18 protein-coding genes are annotated in these 17,534 nt (G+C 66.4%); 17 read left to right on the forward strand and 1 reads right to left on the reverse strand.

Going from position 1 to position 17,534, the window contains the following annotated elements:
• Positions 1-272: 272 nt before the first annotated feature.
• The 7 genes from ABE85_RS15100 to ABE85_RS15130 all read left to right on the forward strand — a co-directional run bounded on the left by ABE85_RS15100 (position 273) and on the right by ABE85_RS15130 (position 7,220).
• The gene (locus ABE85_RS15100) at positions 273-1,112 is read left to right on the forward strand and encodes a flagellin (RefSeq protein WP_067276170.1); all 840 of its coding nucleotides are present in this window, start codon (positions 273-275) and stop codon (positions 1,110-1,112) included.
• 472 nt (positions 1,113-1,584) lie between these two features.
• Positions 1,585-2,430 carry a flagellin gene (locus ABE85_RS15105; RefSeq protein WP_067276172.1) on the forward strand — a complete coding sequence of 282 codons (846 nt, stop codon included), beginning with the start codon at positions 1,585-1,587 and terminating at the stop codon, positions 2,428-2,430.
• Positions 2,431-2,759: 329 nt separating this feature from the next.
• The gene (locus ABE85_RS15110) at positions 2,760-3,629 is read left to right on the forward strand and encodes a flagellin (protein WP_067276175.1); all 870 of its coding nucleotides are present in this window, start codon (positions 2,760-2,762) and stop codon (positions 3,627-3,629) included.
• 164 nt (positions 3,630-3,793) lie between these two features.
• Complete coding sequence (gene fliD / locus ABE85_RS15115) at positions 3,794-5,266, forward strand: flagellar filament capping protein FliD (RefSeq protein WP_067276177.1); 1,473 nt, start codon at positions 3,794-3,796, stop codon at positions 5,264-5,266.
• A 212-nt stretch (positions 5,267-5,478) separates the two neighbouring features.
• Positions 5,479-5,913, forward strand: a complete 435-nt coding sequence (gene fliS / locus ABE85_RS15120) for a flagellar export chaperone FliS (protein ID WP_067276180.1) — start codon at positions 5,479-5,481, stop codon at positions 5,911-5,913.
• 107 nt (positions 5,914-6,020) lie between these two features.
• Positions 6,021-6,320 (forward strand): flagellar protein FliT, encoded by a 300-nt coding sequence (locus tag ABE85_RS15125; protein WP_067282807.1) that lies wholly within the window; start codon positions 6,021-6,023, stop codon positions 6,318-6,320.
• Positions 6,321-6,482: 162 nt separating this feature from the next.
• On the forward strand, positions 6,483-7,220 hold the full coding sequence (locus ABE85_RS15130) for a flagellar brake protein (RefSeq protein ID WP_197507020.1): 738 nt from the start codon (positions 6,483-6,485) through the stop codon (positions 7,218-7,220).
• 87 nt (positions 7,221-7,307) lie between these two features.
• On the opposite strand, the gene fliE is transcribed toward ABE85_RS15130, so the two are convergent.
• Positions 7,308-7,628 (reverse strand): flagellar hook-basal body complex protein FliE, encoded by a 321-nt coding sequence (gene fliE / locus ABE85_RS15135; protein ID WP_231993099.1) that lies wholly within the window; start codon positions 7,626-7,628, stop codon positions 7,308-7,310.
• Between the two features lie 164 nt (positions 7,629-7,792).
• Between fliE and fliF the strand changes: the two genes are divergently transcribed.
• The 10 genes from fliF to ABE85_RS15185 all read left to right on the forward strand — a co-directional run bounded on the left by fliF (position 7,793) and on the right by ABE85_RS15185 (position 17,523).
• Positions 7,793-9,526 (forward strand): flagellar basal-body MS-ring/collar protein FliF, encoded by a 1,734-nt coding sequence (fliF, locus tag ABE85_RS15140; protein WP_082938638.1) that lies wholly within the window; start codon positions 7,793-7,795, stop codon positions 9,524-9,526.
• Positions 9,527-9,573: 47 nt separating this feature from the next.
• Positions 9,574-10,569, forward strand: a complete 996-nt coding sequence (gene fliG / locus ABE85_RS15145) for a flagellar motor switch protein FliG (RefSeq protein ID WP_067276186.1) — start codon at positions 9,574-9,576, stop codon at positions 10,567-10,569.
• 39 nt (positions 10,570-10,608) lie between these two features.
• Entirely contained in the window at positions 10,609-11,472 is an 864-nt protein-coding gene (locus ABE85_RS15150; RefSeq protein WP_067276189.1) for a FliH/SctL family protein, read from the forward strand.
• Positions 11,469-12,893 (forward strand): flagellar protein export ATPase FliI, encoded by a 1,425-nt coding sequence (gene fliI / locus ABE85_RS15155; protein ID WP_067276193.1) that lies wholly within the window; start codon positions 11,469-11,471, stop codon positions 12,891-12,893. Before ABE85_RS15150 ends, fliI begins: the two co-directional genes overlap by 4 nt.
• Before the next feature lie 34 nt (positions 12,894-12,927).
• Entirely contained in the window at positions 12,928-13,398 is a 471-nt protein-coding gene (fliJ, locus tag ABE85_RS15160; RefSeq protein WP_067276196.1) for a flagellar export protein FliJ, read from the forward strand.
• 33 nt (positions 13,399-13,431) lie between these two features.
• Complete coding sequence (locus ABE85_RS15165) at positions 13,432-14,919, forward strand: flagellar hook-length control protein FliK (RefSeq protein WP_067276202.1); 1,488 nt, start codon at positions 13,432-13,434, stop codon at positions 14,917-14,919.
• Between the two features lie 136 nt (positions 14,920-15,055).
• Complete coding sequence (locus ABE85_RS15170; RefSeq protein WP_067276206.1) at positions 15,056-15,637, forward strand: flagellar basal body-associated FliL family protein; 582 nt, start codon at positions 15,056-15,058, stop codon at positions 15,635-15,637.
• Positions 15,638-15,662: 25 nt separating this feature from the next.
• On the forward strand, positions 15,663-16,664 hold the full coding sequence (gene fliM / locus ABE85_RS15175; protein ID WP_067276207.1) for a flagellar motor switch protein FliM: 1,002 nt from the start codon (positions 15,663-15,665) through the stop codon (positions 16,662-16,664).
• Complete coding sequence (gene fliN, locus ABE85_RS15180; protein ID WP_067276209.1) at positions 16,657-17,097, forward strand: flagellar motor switch protein FliN; 441 nt, start codon at positions 16,657-16,659, stop codon at positions 17,095-17,097. The genes fliM and fliN overlap by 8 nt, the downstream gene beginning before the upstream one ends.
• Before the next feature lie 60 nt (positions 17,098-17,157).
• The gene (locus ABE85_RS15185) at positions 17,158-17,523 is read left to right on the forward strand and encodes a flagellar biosynthetic protein FliO (protein WP_067276215.1); all 366 of its coding nucleotides are present in this window, start codon (positions 17,158-17,160) and stop codon (positions 17,521-17,523) included.
• Positions 17,524-17,534: the final 11 nt, after the last annotated feature.

Consider the following 17,534-nt stretch of genomic DNA (forward strand, 5'->3'; position numbering starts at 1 on the left):
CAAGCAGTCTTGCTAGCAGGTCGAAGCAGGCAGGCGGCACGTGGTCCGGTTAGAAGGCCTGACGTTCTTGGCTTCCGATGAGGGGTGGGACGGCAACGGTTGACTAGCGTCGGACTGGGACCGAACCGGGAAATGGCCCGGGCGGTTCAGCAGGAGCATCCGAGATCCTCGGCCGGTTCGCCTCACGGCGGGTCGGAGGATCGGAGGACTCAGGCGCTCATGTGTGGTTCGGCGCTTTTGCCGGTATTTACGTATAGCTGTTAGGAGCAATCATGGCCCAGATCATCAACACCAACCTGCTGTCGCTCAACGCCCAGCGCAACACCAGCACCAGCGCCACCTCGTTGGCCACGTCGATGCAGCGCCTGTCGTCGGGTCTGCGCGTCAACTCCGCCAAGGACGACGCCGCCGGCCTGTCGATCGCCGATCGCATGAACTCGCAAGTCCGCGGCATGAACGTCGCCCAGCGCAATGCGAACGACGGCATCTCCCTGTCGCAGACGGCTGAAGGCGCGCTGTCCAAGGTGGGCGATTCGCTGCAGCGCATGCGTGAACTGGCGGTGCAGGCCCGCAACGCCACGAACACGACGTCCGACCTGGACTCGATCGGTCAGGAATACAGCCAGCTGGGCTCGGAAATCACCCGGGTGCTGGGCGGCACGACCTTCAACGGCCGCGCCATCCTTGCGGGTGACTCCGGCACGCAGACCTTCCAGATCGGCGCCAACACGACGGTCAACGACTCGGTCGACGTCACGACGACCAACATGACCACGGACACGACCATCACCGGCGTGACCGGCGGCGCGATCTCCGCTGGCTCCTCGACCACCGACCTGGCCACCGTGATCGACAACATCGACGCGGCGATCAAGACGGTGTCGGGCGAACGCTCGAAGCTGGGTGCCTCGCAGAACCGTTTCGACGCGATCGTGTCGAACCTGCAGATCTCGGTCGAGAACCAGACCGCTGCCCGCAGCCGGATCATGGATGCCGACTTCGCTTCGGAAACCGCGAACCTGAGCCGTGCGCAGATCCTGCAACAGGCCGGCAACGCGATGATCGCCCAGGCCAACCAGGCTCCCCAGCAAGTGCTGGCCCTGCTGCGCTAAGAAGGAACAGGAAACCGTCGCCGCTCACGCGTCGACGGGTGCCGGGATCCTCGAAGGGGACGCAGTCCCCTTCTCTTTCCCCATCGCCGCCTCGGTGGTGGTGAAAGAGAAGTCAACGAGCGAGGGTGGGGCCGGAATGGGGCTTGGGGTTCCCGGAGGGACGCCCCATGCCCCGTGGAGAGCCCGCGCCAGGCCTCCCGAAGGCTGTCTTCAGACCGGCTTGACTCCGGCATCAACCCGGCGTGCCGCAAGTGCCCGCCGAGAGTGGCTCCCCGCCACTCCTTCACGCCCGCAATGAGGCGTTACAGGCTTTCTTTTCAAGAAGGCCTCAAGTCCATTCCTACGCGTCCCGATAACTGCATCAACGGGTCCGCAATTCAACAGCAAGGGCCACGTGGTCCGGCTCAGTCGGACGATTATTCAACCGTCCGCCGAGACCGCAGAAGGTCTTTGAAATTTAAAGGAATGGATCATGGCTCAGATCATCAACACCAATCTGCAATCCCTCAACGCCCAGCGCAACCTGTCGTCCTCGCAGTCGTCGCTGTCGGTGTCGATGCAGCGCCTGTCCTCGGGTCTGCGCGTCAACTCCGCCAAGGATGACGCCGCCGGCCTGGCGATCGCCGAGCGCATGAACACGCAAGTCCGCGGCATGAACGTTGCGATGCGCAACGCCAATGACGGCATCTCGCTGGCGCAGACCGCTGAAGGCGCGCTGTCCAAGGTGGGTGATTCTCTGCAGCGTATGCGTGAACTGGCCGTCCAGGCCCGCAACGCGACGAACACGACCTCCGACCTCGATTCGATCGGCAAGGAATACGCGCAGTTGGGCCAGGAAATCGGCCGGGTCATCGCCGGCACGACCTTCAACGGCAAGTCCATCCTGGGCGCCGACGCCGGCACGCAGACCTTCCAGATCGGCGCCAACACGACGGCGAACGACTCGGTCGACGTGATCACCAACGACATGACCGGCGATCCGTCGATCACGGCCGTCACCGGCGGCACCATCGACGCCGCCTCGACGCCCGACACGCTGAAGACGGTGATCGACAACATCGACGCCGCCATCACCACGGTCTCCGGCCAGCGCGCCATCCTGGGCGCCTCGCAGAACCGGTTCGACGCGATCATCTCCAACCTGTCGGTCTCGGTGGAGAACCAGACCGCCGCCCGCAGCCGCATCATGGATGCCGACTTCGCCGCGGAAACCGCCAACCTGAGCCGCGCGCAGATCCTGCAGCAGGCCGGCAACACGATGGTGGCGCAGGCCAACCAGCTCCCGCAGCAGGTGCTGTCGCTGCTGCGCGGCGGCTGATCCCGCGTCTATATCGACCGACTCCTCAAGCACCGGCCTTCGCGGCCGGGCCTCCAAAGGCTCCGCATCGCCCCTTCCGGGACCGATGCGGGGCCTTCTTTTATTGGTTCGGTAATGGCCGGTTTTCCGCCTTCTAATCGGCCAATCGGCGTTGAAGCACGTTTCGCACAATGGGAACCATCGAGCACGTAGTACCGCTCGACCACCGGTCCAACCGGCAGATCCAAACAATGACTGCGATGGCGCAGCGAGGATCCGCAGGTGAGGTCGGGACCCGACCCACCTAACCGGGATCGCAGCCAGGACAGGATCTCCGCAGGAGTGCATCAATGCCACAGACCATCAACACCAACATTGCCTCGCTGAACGCGCAACGCAATCTGAACTCGTCGCAGTCGTCGTTGGCGACCTCGATGCAGCGCCTGTCGTCGGGCCTGCGGGTGAACTCCGCGAAGGACGACGCCGCCGGACTGGCGATCGCCGAACGCATGAACTCGCAAGCACGAGGCATGACCGTGGCGATGCGCAATGCCAACGACGGCATCTCGCTGTCGCAGACGGCTGAAGGCGCGCTCGGCAAGGTCGCCGATTCGCTGCAGCGGATGCGCGAACTGGCCATCCAGGCGCGCAACGCGACCAACGCGGACAGCGACAAGGATTCGCTGGACAAGGAATTCGGCGAGCTCGCCAAGGAAATCCAGCGCGTCACTGCGGGGACGACCTTCAACGGCAAGTACATCCTCGGTGCGGATGCCTCGACGCCTCAGACCTTCCAGGTCGGCCCGAACACGACGTCCAACGACGAGATCACGGTCACGACGCCCAACATGTCGCAGGACCCGACGATCACGAACGTCGCCGGACAGGATGCGAACGGCACGGGCCGGGCCGTCATCGATCGAACGGCGGACGCGGCGGCGATCGCAACGGTGGTGTCGAACATCGACACCGCGCTGGACACCGTCAACAGCCAGCGCGCGACGCTGGGAGCCACGCAGAACCGCTTCGACGCAGTGATCTCCAACCTGCAGGTGGCTTACGAGAACCAGACCGCCGCCCGCAGCCGGATCATGGATGCCGATTTCGCGGTCGAAACCTCCAACCTGAGTCGCGCGCAGATCCTGCAGCAGGCCGGCAACGCGATGGTCGCTCAGGCCAACCAGTTGCCGCAGCAGGTGCTGTCACTGCTCAAGGGCTGATAGAAAAACGCAATCAGATCGCCCAGGCTCCGTCCTAAAGTCGGACCGCCATGGGCCGATATCCAGGACAGGGCCTCACGCGACACACGCGAGGCCCTGTCGCGCATGGGACTTCCGTGCAGGAAGCCGGGTCACGCTGACCAGGATCACAGGGAGTACGAACGATGGCATCCATTACTTCGGCCGGTCTCGGCAGCGGCCTGGACGTCGAGAGCATCGTCACGAAGCTGGTCTCGCTCGAGAAGCAGCCGATCGCCGACCTGCAGACGCGCACCGACACGATCAAGACGCAGATCTCCGAGTACGGGAAGATCAAGAGTGCCTTCAGCGCGATGCGCGACGCGGCGGCCAAGCTGGCCAATCCGACCACCTGGGCTGCCTTGACCGCGACGTCCTCCGACACGAGCATGGCCACGGTCATCGCAGGCGCCGGATCGGGCGCGGGCTCCTACGCGCTAAGCGTGACCAACCTGGCGTCGCCGCAGTCGCTGTCGAGCAAGGCCTTCGCGACCAACGCGACGGTCGGGTCGGGTTCGATGACCATCGAACTGGGTCAATGGAGCTCGGACAACACGACCTTCACCGGCAAGAACGGCTCGTCGCCGGTGAGCGTCTCCATCTCGGCCACGGACACGCTGTCCAGCATCCGCGACAAGATCAACGGCGCGGGCGCCGGCGTGCTTGCCTCGGTCGTGACCGACGCCAACGGTCAGCGACTGGTGATCCGATCCAAGGACACCGGCGAGGCCAACGGCTTCCGCATCACCACCGCCGACGACGACGGCAACGGGGCCGATGCGAACGGCTTGTCCGCCCTCGCCTACGACCCGACGTCCTCGATCAAGTCGATGACCCAGAACACCTCGGCCATGAACGCCAACCTGACCGTCAACGGCCTGGCGATCAGCTCTGCGTCCAACAACATCGAAGGCGCCGTCGACGGCCTGACGATCAACCTGCTCAAGGGTGGCACCAAGGATCCCGCGAATCCCGACGACCCCACGAAGAACATTCCCGCGCAGTCGACCATCACCGTCGGCCAGGACAAGGACAGCGTCAAGAAGGCGATCACCGACTTCGTCACGTCGTACAACAGCCTGATGACGTTGATGCGCAACGACACAAAGTACGACGACACCAACAAGACCGCCGGCGCGCTCCAGGGCGACAGCACGGCCGTCGGCCTGCAGAGCCAGTTGCGCAACATCACCGCCTCCGGAAGCACCTTGGGCGGCAAGTTCGGACGGCTGTCGGACATCGGCCTGGACATCAACGCCGACGGCACGATGAAAGTCACGGACACCAAGCTGACCAGCGCGCTGGGCAGCATGAGCGACCTCAAGAACCTGTTCATGGGCGTGGACAGCACCAACCCGAACAACAATGGCCTGGCCACGCGCTGGCGCGGTTTCGCCGACCAGGTCACGGGCTTCGACGGCTCGATCACGACGCGGACGACCGGGTTGCAATCGCGGGTGACGGCGAACGGCAAACGCACCGACGAGTTGAACGACCGCGCCGACGCCTACGAGAAGCGCCTGCGCGCGCAATACACGGCGCTGGACACGCAGATGGCCAAGCTCAACGACTTGCAGAGTTATGTCAGCAAGATCACCAGCATGATCAGCAGCGCCTGACGCGGAGACCGCGGTCGCGATCGGAACAAGACCGTCGTCGCCGCCCTTCTCCGGCGCTTCGAAAAGAGCACCGACAAGCCTCCTCACGGAGGCTTTCCTTTTTCTTCACACGAGCAAAATTTCGAGACAAATTCGACACGGGGGAGGCTCAAGTTGGGTCGGCGGGGGCCGAAAACTGATTCAAGCACTTCAGCACACCGCAGCAACAAATCATGTACGGCAACTCCTCCCCCTTCGCCTCCCACGGTCAGCGCGCCAGCAGCATGTACAACCGCGTCGGCGTGGAAACGGACGTGATGACGGCCTCGCCGCATCGCCTGGTGAGCCTGCTGCTGGACGGCGCGTTCGATTCGATGACGCAAGCCATCGGCGCGATCCGCTCCGGCAACGTCGAAGTGAAGAACCGCAGCCTGAGCCGCGCGGTCCGCATCCTGGACGAAGGCCTGAAAGCGGCCCTCAACCTGGAATCGGGCGAACTGGCCCTGGACCTGCGCGACCTGTATGCCTACGTCTGCACCCGGCTGACCTACGCGAACCTGCGCAGCGACGACGTCGCGATCGAGGAATGCGTGAAGCTGCTGCAGCCGATCAAGGAAGCCTGGGCCAGCATCGCCCCGGCCGCCGCCGACCAACGCGCCGCGGCCTGAGCCCCGGCCCCACCCTTCAGCCTGACGACTTGAGAAGTTCCATGTCCAAGTACACCGCCAAGCCCCAGACCTCCGTCGCCCACGCCGCCCCGACCCCGGACCGCCTCATGAGCACCCAACTGTTGAGCTACTACGAAGCCATCGAACAAGCCAGCGCCGACATGCTGAGCGCCGCCCGTTCGGGCAACTGGGACGAAGTGGTGAAGCTCGAAGGCGCCTGCGTGCTGTTGATCTCGCAGCTCAAGCATGCGGCTTCCAGCCAGAACCTGGGCCCGGACGAAGCGCAGTTGAAGACGCGCATCATGCAGCGCATCCTGGTCAACGATGCGGAGATCCGCCATCTGGCCGAGCCGTGGCTGGAAGACCTGGACCAGCTGATGAAGGGCAAGTCCAAGACGGTCCACTGATCCGCTTGCTGAGCGGCTCCGCGATCCGAGACATCGATCACGCGAGCGGGCCTCAGGCTCACGACAGCGCCGCGACCGGCCCCTTGAACGGATGGGGTTGGCGCGGCGTTTGCCTTGGGGATGCGAGAGAATTTTCCCAACGAATCCTGCCGGATGCTGGCCTTGAGCGACCTGAAGCAACCCCCGACCTCCCCCGACGCCGCGGACACCGATTTCCGGATGGACGCGCCCGGCGAGATCATGAACTGGCTGCGCGAACTGCTGCAGTCGCAGGCGCGCATCCAGCTGTCGACGCCGGACGGCGAAGCGATCCACACCGTGCTGCGGGCGCTGGACACGCCGCACGGGATGCTGACGATGGAAGCGCCGCAGTCGGGTGATACCTTGGCGCCAGTGCTGGCCAGCGACGAGCTGGTGGCGACGGCCTTCCTGGACAAGATCAAGCTGCAGTTCGACGTTTCCGGGCTGGTGGCGATCCGGGGCGACGGCGCCGAGGTGTTGCGCTCGCCCGTGCCGCTGCGGCTTTACCGCTTCCAACGCCGACAAGCCTATCGGGTGGCGTCAGCCGGCCAGCTGTACCCCGCATTGAAGCTGGCGAATGCTGACCTTCCCCGGATCCGCGTCGTGAACGTGAGCGCCGGCGGCGTCGCACTGCAGTGGCCGGCCAACGTGATCCCGGTCCCCCAGGCGGGCGAGGAAATCAGCGGGACGCTGGAACTCGAGCGCGAGGTCAGCTTCTCCACGCTGCTGCGCATCCAGCACATGTCGGAGAGCGAACAAGGCGCGCCCCACCATGCGGGCTGCGCCTTTGTCTCCTTGTCGCCCAACGCGGCGCGCGCGCTTCAGATCTTCATCGACCAGGCGCAGAAGCGGGAACGGTTGATGCGCCGCAGCATCTGAGACGTCCCTCTCAGAATGAAAAAAGCCGCCCAAGAGGCGGCTTTTTCGTTCGCGATGCGGTGAATTGGTCGTCGACACTTCAGGCGCTCACACCTGCATGTTCATGATTTCCGAATAGGCGGACACCAGTCGGTTGCGGACCTGCAGGGTGGCCTGGAAACCGATCTGCGCCTTCTGCATGGCAACCATGGTCTCTTCCAGGCTGACGGTCGGGTTGTCCAGCTGAACCTCCCGCTGCAGCCGCGAGGCCTCGTTCTGCTGCGTGCTGACGGACTTCAACGCCGAACTCATCGCATCCGCGAAGCTCGCGCCGCCCGACGCGGCCTTGGCCACCGGCTGACCCTGGGGGGTCAGTCCGGCGCGCGCCACCGCGTTGGCGAAGTCGAAGGGTTTGAGTTTCAGGTCCACGGAACGCATCGTACGGATGCCGGCGTTGTCCATAGCTCCGAACTGGGGGGCCTTCTTCGGCCTGTTCCCACCATTCTTGAGGGCGTCGATCGAAATAATCCAGACCTGTGCCGAGGCGTCCGCCTGGGCACTCCGTTCGACACCAGCCGTACACCGACCACCCCATGGACAACGCCCTGAGCAGCCCCGCCGCCGGACTTCCCGAGGTGCAGCAGACCGCCAAGCCGGCCGGCCTGCCCGCCCGCCTGGCGGCGATGCCCACGAAGAGCAAGATGATGCTCGGCGGTGGCGTGGCCGCCCTGCTGGCGGTCATCGTGGCGATGTCGATGATGACGGCCAAGCCCGACTACCGTCCGCTGTTCTCCGGCCTGTCCGACAAGGACGGCGGCGCCGTCATCGCGCAGCTCGCGCAGTTGAACGTGCCCTACCGCAACGACCCGGGCGGCGTCATCATGGTCCCCGCCAACCAAGTCTACGACCTGCGCATGAAGCTGGCGTCGGCCGGTCTGCCCAAGGGCGGCGTCGTCGGCTTCGAGCTCATGGACAAGCAGTCCATCGGCCAGACCGCCTTCAACGAACGACTGAACTTCCAGCGCGGTCTCGAAGGCGAGCTCACCCGCACCATCACCGCCATGGCCGACGTCGCCGATGCGCGCGTCCATCTGGCCATGCCGCAGCAGAACGGCTTCTTCCGTGAGCAGCAGAAGCCCAGCGCCTCGGTGATGCTGACGCTGCGCGGCGGCCGCACGCTGGACCGCGCCCAGATCGCCGGCATCGTCCACCTGGTGTCCTCGTCGGTGCCGGAGCTGAACCCCAAGGCCGTCAGCGTGCTCGACAGCACCGGCGCCCTGCTCTCCCAGAACCCGGACGGCAACGCCATCGGCCTGGACAGCCAGCAGCTCCAGTACAAGCAGCAGGTCGAAGCCAATCTGAACAAGCGCATCGCCGAACTGCTCGAACCGATGGTCGGCCGCGACAACCTGCGCTCGACGGTCACCGCCGACGTCGACTTCAGCCAAGTCGAGTCCACGGCCGAGGAATACAAGCCCAACCAAGGCCCGAACACGCAGAGCAGCGTGCGCCGCCTGACCTCGGAAGAACAGTCCGGCGGCGCCGCCGGCACGCCCACCGGCGTGCCCGGCGCGACCACCAACCAGGTTCCGCCGCAGGCTGCGGCGCCGATCAACGGCCAGGCACAACCCCTGCAGCCGGCCGGCCAGTCGGGCGGCACGCAGAACCTGCGCCGCAACAACGACACGCAGTTCGAGCTGGACCGCACCGTGCGCGTCACCCGCAACGCGATCGGCCAGATCCGTCGCCTGAACGCGGCCGTCGTCGTGAATCAGAAGACCGTCACCGACAAGAACGGCAAGACGTCCAGCCAGCCGCTGTCCGAGAACGAGATCCAGAAGCTGGACTCGCTGGTCAAGGAAGCGCTGGGCTTCTCGCAGGACCGCGGCGACTCGGTCAAGGTGCTCAGCGCCCCGTTCGTGTCCGACAAGATCGAGAACGCCGACGTGCCGCTGTGGCAGCAACCGTGGCTGCGCGACGTCGCCCGCGACTTCGCCGTGCCCGCCGCCCTGGTGCTGGTCGCGCTGATCGCCGTGTTCGGGCTGGTTCGCCCTGCTCTCAAGGCGGCTTTCCCGCCGCCCGTCGAACAGAAGGACGACACTGCCAGCAACGCCGCGCTCAGCGTGGTCGAAGACGAGCAACTGGCGCTTGGCGGTCCGCGCGGCCCGGGCGGCCTGCCGGCCCTGGAAGCGCCGATCTCCAACGACAAGCTCGAACGCGCCCGCCAGCTGGCCAAGGCGAATCCGATCGCCGTGGCCAACATCATGCGCGCCTGGGTCAACGGCGAGGAGCTGGAAACAGCCGCCCCCGCCGGCGCCCGCCGCTGAGCCCCGCCGACAAGAACGCCCCACCGGATCGTTAGCGAGAAATCACCATGGACGACAAAGGCGTAGAAGACGCAGCCATCCTGCTGATGTCGCTGGGCGAGGAAGAGGCCTCCGAGGTCTTCAAGCACCTCGCGCCCAAGGAAGTGCAGAAGCTCGGCGAGACCATCGCCAAGATGAAGGTCGTGCCGCGCGAGCGCGTCGAGCGCGTGCTCGACAAGTTCGACCTCGTCGCCGAGACCCAGAGCACCCTGGTCAGCGACACCGACGAGTACGTCCGTTCCGTGCTGCGCAAGGCGCTGGGCGAGGACAAGGCGAACCTGCTGCTGGACCGGATCCTGCAAGGCTCGGACGTTTCCTCGATCGAATCGCTGAAGTGGATGGATCCGGGCTCCGTCGCGGAGCTGCTGCGCAACGAGCATCCGCAGATCGTGGCCGCCATCCTCTCGCACCTGGACTTCGACCAGAGCAGCTCGGTGCTGCGCGTCTTCACCGAGCGCCAGCGCAATGAAGTGCTGATCCGCATCGCCACGCTGGACGGCATCCAGCCGTTGGCGCTGAAGGACCTCAACGAGGTCATGGGTCAGATCCTGGCCGGCGGCGAGCGCATGAAGAAGTCGAACCTGGGCGGCGTCAAGACCGCGGCCGAGATCATCAACATGATGGGCACCAGCGTCGAGGCTTCAGTGCTGGACTACATCCGCGAGGCCGACTCCGACCTGGCGCAGAAGATCATGGACAACATGTTCACGTTCGACGACGTGGACAAGATCGACGACCGCGGCATCCAGGCCATTCTCAAGGAAGTGCAGTCCGAATCGCTCATCGTCGCGCTCAAGGGCGCCGGCCCGGAGCTGCGCGAGAAGATCTTCCGCAACATGTCTTCCCGTGCCGCCGAAACGCTGCGCGAGGACCTGGATTCGCGCGGCCCGGTCCGCCTCTCCGAGGTCGAGGCCGAGCAGAAGGAAATCCTCAAGGTCGTCCGCCGTCTCGTCGACGAGGGCCAGATCGTGCTCGCCGGCGGCGGCGACGACCAGTTCCTGTAATACGCTGGGCTCCCCTTCCGCCGACGGACACCCGCACCGATGGTCACCCGCCCACCCCGCCAAGTTCCGCCACCGCCCCGCGCCGACGGCGATCAACAGCGCGGCAGCACCTATGGCCGCATCATTCCCCGGGAGGAGCTCTCCGGCTTCGCCGCATGGAATCCCGGTGCGCTCGAGGGTGGCGCCGCGCCGCGCCGTCCCACGGTCACCGCGCCCGCGCCGGTCGAACCACCGCCCCCGCCGCCGCCGCCCGGCCCCAGCGTCGAAGAGCTGCTGCAGCAGGCCCGGCAGTCCGGGTACCAGGACGGCTACCGCGATGGCATGGCCGCGCTGGACGCCTTCAAGCAGAGCTTCGCCAAGCAGATCAGCGCCCAGGTGGGCCAGTTGGTCGCGAGCTTCGACCAGGACCTGTCCGCGATGGAGCAGGACATGGCGGAGGCGCTCGCCCGCACCGCCGTCGAACTGGCCCGCCAGGTCGTCCGCAATGAGCTGGAGACGGCGCCCGAACTGGTGTCCAAGGTGGCGCACGACGCCGTCGAGGCGCTGCTGATCAACGCCCGCCACGTGCGTGTGCGCGTGCACCCCGACGACCTGCCGCTGGTGCTGGACGGTGCCGGTCAGGAGCTTCGCGCCCGCGAGGCGCAGGTGATTCCCGATCCCTCGATCGCCCGCGGCGGCGTCAAGGTCGACGCCGACATCTGCAGCGTCGACGCCTCCCTGCCAGCCCGCTGGCAATCGGCAGTCGGCGCGCTGGGCCAGAACTCCGTCTGGGAGAACCGCCGCAGCGCCGCCGATGAACAACGGGACGCGCGGCTGGACTTCCGCCTCGAGCCCACGCCCAGCCAGTACGGCGGGCTGCCCCACGGGACGAATCAAGGCGTCCCCGAGGACCGCGACCCATGAGTGCACGCACCGACCGCTGGCGCCAGTACTTCGACGACCTGCAGGCTTTCGCCGGCAACGCGCCGCCGATCGAGCCGCAGGGCAAGCTGGTGCGCGTCGCCGGCCTGGTGCTGGAAGCCACCGGCGTGAAGGTGCCGGTCGGGTCGGTGTGCGAGATCCACATGCCCTCGAGCGCGACGTCGCCGCGTCGCGGGCAGCGTCCCGTCACGGCGGAGGTGGTCGGGTTCTCCGGCGACCGTGCCTACCTGATGCCGACCGACGAGATCCAGGGCCTGGCCAGCGGCGCGATGGTGCTGCCGCGTCCGGCGGCCCTGCACGGTCCCGTGCTCGGCGAAGAACGTCATCCCTGGCGCCGCGACGAGGACCGCGGCCTGCATCTGCCAATGGGCGACGGCCTGCTGGGGCGCGTCGTCGACCCCCAGGGCCACCCGATCGACCGCCGCGGCCCTCTGGCCGACATCCGCGACGAACCCATGGTCCGCCGCCCGATCAACGCGATGGACCGCGACCCGGTCCGCCGCCCGCTGGACACCGGCGTGCGCGCCATCAATTCGTTGCTGACCGTCGGCCGCGGACAGCGCCTCGGCCTGTTCGCCGGCACCGGCGTCGGCAAGTCCGTGCTGCTGGGCATGATGGCCCGCTACACGCAGGCGGACGTCATCGTCGTCGGCCTGATCGGCGAGCGCGGCCGGGAAGTGAAGGAGTTCATCGAGGACATCCTCGGCGAGGAAGGCCTGCGCCGCAGCGTCGTCGTCGCCGCGCCCGCAGATGCGCCGCCGCTGCTGCGCATGCAGGGCGCGACCTACGCCACCGCGATCGCCGAGCATTTCCGCGACCGCGGCCAGCACGTGCTGCTGCTGATGGATTCGCTCACCCGCTACGCGATGGCGCAGCGGGAGATCGCCCTCGCGATCGGCGAACCGCCGGCAACCAAGGGCTATCCGCCTTCCTGCTTCGCGAAGCTTCCGCAGTTGGTGGAACGCAGTGGCAACGGCTTGGCCGGTGAAGGTTCGATCACCGCCTTCTATACCGTCCTGTCCGAAGGCGACGACCAGCAGGACCCGATCGCCGATGCCGCACGAGGCATCCTGGACGGCCACATCGTGCTCAGCCGCGAGTTGGCGGAGAGTGGGCACTACCCCGCGATCGACGTGGAACGGTCCATCTCGCGTGTCATGACCAGCGTGGCCGACAAACGCCACGTTGAACTGGCGCGCCGCTTCCGGCAGCTTCTGGCGAAGTACAACAAGGCCCGCGATCTGATCCAGCTGGGCGCCTATCAGCCTGGCCACGACCCCGAGTTGGACATGGCGGTCCGCCTGCACGGCGACATGGACCGATTGCTCCAACAAGACATGCATTCCCCCGCTTCTTTGAACGATTGCCTCAATCAGTTGACCGCCACACTTAACTTTGCGTGATAGCTGCCGACATCCGTAAAGCGAGGTCATCGACATGAGTAGTTCCAATCTGCAGGCCCTGACCGTTCTCCTCGAACGCGCGGAGGCCGAGCGCGATGAAGCGCTGCGTCATCTGCAGGACGCGCAGTCGCGTGCGAACGCGGCGCGCAACCAGCATGACCAGCTGTCGCAGTACCGCACGGACTACCGCACCCGCTGGTCGCAGGAATTCGCCCAACGGACGACGGTGCAACTGCTGGGCTGCTATCAGAACTTCGGCCAGCGCCTGGACCAGGCGATCGGTCAGCAGGGCGGCATCGCCGACTACGCCGACCAGCGCCTGTCCGCTGCCCGAGACCTGGTGCGCGAGCGCGAACTGCGCGTCGCGTCGGTCCGCAAGCTGATCGAGCGCCGTCGCGCCGAAACCCTGCGCACCCAGATGCGTCAGGAACAGCGCGCCACCGACGAACAGGCCGCCCGTGCCGCCTCGCGCGGCGGCAACCCGATGTCCCGGCTGGTCGCCTGATCGCGGCCCGGTCCACCCGGAACCTTCCTCGCCATGACGCAGATCCAGAACATGAACCCGACGCCGGGTGCCCTCGGCGGCCTCGGCGCGAACAACCCCGCCTACACCGGCCGCAAGGACGGTGCGTCGACGGACTTCTCCCGCCTGCTCAACCAGAGCAACCAGCAGTTGCAGGACCAGTCGGCGCAATCGGCCAAGACGGCCATGGCACAACTGCAATCGCAGCAGTTGGCGAGCCAGCAGGCGAAATCACAGCAGCAATCCAGACAGCTGGAAGCCCAACAACTGGCGCAGCGCCAGGAGTCGGCACAGCCGCCCAAGCCCGCGTCACCGCCTCCCCGTTCGCCGGAGAACACCGCCGCGAAGGACGAGAACAAGCTCGCCGCGCGCAATGCCGCAGCCCGCAATAGCGCGAACAAGGCCGAAGACGCCAGGACGCCGACCCGCAGCACCACGAAGTCGGATCCGGCGACGGCCGGGGAAGCGACGGACGTGGCTGACGCCGCCGAGGCCACCGATCCGGCGGACACCGCCCGGGCCGATGCCGCCAGCGGCAAGGACGCCGAACGCGTCGATGCCAAGGACGGTGACGACAAGGACAAGAAGGCCGCCAAGGACGCGAAAGACACCAGCGCCACCGCTGCCGAGCAGATCCTGGCGATGCTGCGCGGCGACGCGCCGGCTGAGGCCAAGACCCTCCCGCGTGCCGGCACCGACGCAACCGAAGGGGACGAGGCGGGCACCGACGCCCTGCCCGGCGGCGCGCATGCCCATGGCAAGCAACCGACAACCGGCGATGTCCTGCGTGAGCGTCAACAGCTTCAACGCGAGTTGAGCCAGGCCGCCTCCGGCGCCTCTGGTGCGACCGAAGGCGCGGACAAGAGCGCTCAGACCGACGCGCTGCAGGCCGCCTCCAGCGGCGCGCACGAGATCTCGATGGGCGACGCTGCCGCGAAGGGGCCGCAACCGAGCTTCGAAGCGCTGCTCGCCGCGGCGCAGCAGGCGGGACCGGCTTCCGGCACTGCCGGCGCCGATTCAGCCTCCGCGACCCAGGCGCCCAGCGTGCCGCTCAGCCAGCCGCTGGACAGCCCCGACTTCGCACCGGAACTGTCCGCCAGCGTCAGCCTCCTGATCCAGGACGGCGTGCACGAGGCCCAACTCCAGCTCAACCCGACCGAGATGGGCCCGGTGTCGATCAACATCCAGCTCGACGGCCAGCAGGCGCAGGTGAACTTCCACGCCCAGCACGCAGCGACCCGCGAGGTGCTGGAACGCAGCCTGCCGGATCTGGCGGCCGCGCTCCAGGCCCAGGGCTTGACCCTGAGCGGCGGCGGGGTGTTCGCCCAGTCGCAGTCCAGTGGCGGCCAGAATCGTGGCGATGGATCCGCCGACGGCACTTCGAACGGCAATGGCCGCCGGGGCGGCCGCGGTCAAGGCTCCGAGGACGACGGCGCGATCACTGCCGCCGGCCGGTCGGAGCGTCGCTCCGCACCGCGCGGCCTGGTCGACCTGTACGCCTGACAGTCTCCGAGTCTGACCGGAATCCGCCGCCTTTTCGCGCGTTGAGCGCTTTGGCGGCGCTTCACAATGGGAGACATTGCCGGGTCATCCGATCCGGTTCCCCGCCAACGTCCCTCATTTCATCACCGGAGCGCCCATGGCCACAGCCGCCGCAGGCAACGACGCCGCCGTCAAGGGTGGCGGCAAGAAGAAGCTGATCATCATCGTCGCCATCGTCCTGGTGGTGGTGCTGGTGGGCGTCGCCGCGTTGCTGATGATGAAGAAGAAGTCGCATGCCGACGACGAGGAAGGCGCTGCCGCCGAGGAGAAGCCTGCGGCGGCCGCACACGCCAAGCCGGGCACCCCGCCGACCTTCGTCCCGCTGGACCCGTTCACGGTGAACCTGGCCGACAAGGAAGTCGACCGCTTCGCGCAGGTCGGCATCACGCTGGAAGTCGCCGACGCGCACTTCGCCGACCAGCTCAAGGCCTACATGCCGGCCATCCGCAACAACGTGCTGCTGGTGCTGTCGCACAAGACCTCGGCCGAACTGCTGAGCGCCGAAGGCAAGGAAAAGCTGGCCAAGGAAATCCGCCGCGAAGCCGTGCGCCCGATGGGCATCGAGCTCGACGACGAGGATGAGGACGAGGACGCCGCGCCCAAGAAGAAAAAGAAGAAGAAGCGCCAGGTCGAGAGCCCGGTGACGCAGGTCCTGTTCTCCACGTTCATCGTGCAGTGACGAGCCGCACAGCAAGGAGCGCGCGATGAATCAGCAGATCCTTTCCCAAGACGAAGTCGATGCCCTGCTGCAGGGCATCACCGGCGAGAGCCAGAAGCTCGAGGCCGAAGAGGTCCAGACCGGCGGCATCCGCGAGTACAACCTCGCGAGCCAGGAACGGATCGTCCGTGGGCGCATGCCCACGATGGAGATCATCAACGAACGCTTCGCGCGGAACATCCGCATCGGGCTGTTCAACTTCATCCGCAAGAGCCCGGAAGTGGCCATCGGCGGCATCAAGGTGCAGAAGTACAGCGCCTTCCTGCGCGAGATCGTCGTCCCGACCAACTTCAACATCGTGTCCGTGAAGCCGCTGCGCGGCAGCGGACTGATCGTCTGCGACCCGACGCTGGTGTTCGCGGTCATCGACTCGCTGTTCGGCGGCATCGGCAAGTTCCACACCCGCATCGAGGGCCGTGACTTCTCCGCCACCGAGCAGCGCGTGATCCTTCGCCTGGTCGAAGTGATCATCCAGGAGTACACCAAGGCGTGGAAGGGCATCTATCCGCTGGAGCTGGAATACCAGCGCTCGGAGATGCAGCCGCAGTTCGCCAACATCGCCACGCCCAGCGAGATCATCGTATCCACGTCGTTCACGCTGGAAATCGGCGAAACCAGCGGCACGGTGTACTTCTGCATTCCGTATTCGACGCTGGAGCCGATCCGCGACGTGCTCTACAGCACCACGCAGGGCGACTCGAGCGAACCCGACCGCCGCTGGGTGAACCTGCTCAAGCACCAGATCCAGTCGGCCGAGGTCGAACTGGTGGCGGAGCTGGCCAAGGCCCCCGCGACGGTGGAACAGCTGCTGGCCTTCAAGCCGGGCGACTTCATCGAGCTGGACCTGGAGCAGATCATCCAGGCCAAGGTGGACGGCGTGCCGGTGTTCGACTGCCACTACGGCACCTCGAACGGCAAGTATTCGATCAAGATTGAAAAGATGCTGACCGGCCCGGATGCCGGCTGGCTGGGAGCCCGGAATGGCTGACAACACCCCGATGGACGAACAGGACGCAATGGCCGCCGAATGGGCGGCGGCACTGGCGGAAGCCGGCGGCGGCGGCAGCGAGGTCGCGTCCGAAGTGCAGCAGGTGACCGAACAGGTCGCGCCGGCCGCCTTCACCAACTTCTCGCCGACGCCGGGCAACCTGCCTGGCAGCGACATCAACATGATCCTGGACATCCCCGTCCAGCTCACGGTTGAACTCGGCCGCACGCGCATTCCCATCAAGAACATCCTGCAGCTGGCGCAGGGCTCGGTCGTCGAGCTCGACGCGCTCGCGGGCGAGCCGATGGACGTGCTGGTCAACGGCTACCTGATCGCGCAGGGCGAGGTCGTGGTCGTGAACGACAAGTTCGGCATCCGCCTCACCGACATCGTGACGCCGTCCGAACGGATGCGCCGACTCAGCAAGGCCTGACCCCTCCCCAGCCCCACTCCGGTGGGGCTGATGCGTTTCAGGGACGCATAATTCGACGCCATGAACAACAGCCTCGTCCCCCTCCTCTGGTTCCTGGCCATCCTCGCCTTGATTCCGGTCGTGCTGTGGCTCCTCAAGCGCACGCCGCTGGGCGGTGGTGCATTGGGCGGACAGCTGCGCACCGTGGCTCAGCTGGTGATCGCACCGAGCCAGCGCATCGTGATCGTCGAGGTCGGCCAGAACGAGGACCGTCAGTGGCTCGTGCTCGGCATCACCGGCCAGCAGATCCGCACCCTCCATGTGATGCCGCCGCAAGAGGATGTCGGCGCTGCGTTGCAGGCAGCGCAGCCTTCGTTCTCCTCGCTGCTCAAGCGCAGCCTGGGCGGCAGGCACGCCGATGGCCCCGGATCCAATACATCGGCCTGATCGGGAACGGC

The organism is Mitsuaria sp. 7 (assembly GCF_001653795.1).
Classification (GTDB): domain Bacteria; phylum Pseudomonadota; class Gammaproteobacteria; order Burkholderiales; family Burkholderiaceae_C; genus Roseateles.

Coding starts and splice junctions, on each gene's coding strand:
- ABE85_RS15105 (WP_067276172.1), top strand. CDS start 1,585: ATGGCTCAGATCATCAACACCAATCTGCAATCCCTCAACGCCCAGCGC.
- ABE85_RS15165 (WP_067276202.1), top strand. CDS start 13,432: ATGACGCAGATCCAGAACATGAACCCGACGCCGGGTGCCCTCGGCGGC.
- fliD (WP_067276177.1), top strand. CDS start 3,794: ATGGCATCCATTACTTCGGCCGGTCTCGGCAGCGGCCTGGACGTCGAG.
- ABE85_RS15125 (WP_067282807.1), top strand. CDS start 6,021: ATGAGCACCCAACTGTTGAGCTACTACGAAGCCATCGAACAAGCCAGC.
- ABE85_RS15170 (WP_067276206.1), top strand. CDS start 15,056: ATGGCCACAGCCGCCGCAGGCAACGACGCCGCCGTCAAGGGTGGCGGC.
- fliG (WP_067276186.1), top strand. CDS start 9,574: ATGGACGACAAAGGCGTAGAAGACGCAGCCATCCTGCTGATGTCGCTG.
- ABE85_RS15110 (WP_067276175.1), top strand. CDS start 2,760: ATGCCACAGACCATCAACACCAACATTGCCTCGCTGAACGCGCAACGC.
- fliI (WP_067276193.1), top strand. CDS start 11,469: ATGAGTGCACGCACCGACCGCTGGCGCCAGTACTTCGACGACCTGCAG.
- fliM (WP_067276207.1), top strand. CDS start 15,663: ATGAATCAGCAGATCCTTTCCCAAGACGAAGTCGATGCCCTGCTGCAG.
- ABE85_RS15185 (WP_067276215.1), top strand. CDS start 17,158: ATGAACAACAGCCTCGTCCCCCTCCTCTGGTTCCTGGCCATCCTCGCC.
- fliJ (WP_067276196.1), top strand. CDS start 12,928: ATGAGTAGTTCCAATCTGCAGGCCCTGACCGTTCTCCTCGAACGCGCG.
- ABE85_RS15150 (WP_067276189.1), top strand. CDS start 10,609: ATGGTCACCCGCCCACCCCGCCAAGTTCCGCCACCGCCCCGCGCCGAC.
- ABE85_RS15100 (WP_067276170.1), top strand. CDS start 273: ATGGCCCAGATCATCAACACCAACCTGCTGTCGCTCAACGCCCAGCGC.
- fliS (WP_067276180.1), top strand. CDS start 5,479: ATGTACGGCAACTCCTCCCCCTTCGCCTCCCACGGTCAGCGCGCCAGC.
- fliF (WP_082938638.1), top strand. CDS start 7,793: ATGGACAACGCCCTGAGCAGCCCCGCCGCCGGACTTCCCGAGGTGCAG.
- fliN (WP_067276209.1), top strand. CDS start 16,657: ATGGCTGACAACACCCCGATGGACGAACAGGACGCAATGGCCGCCGAA.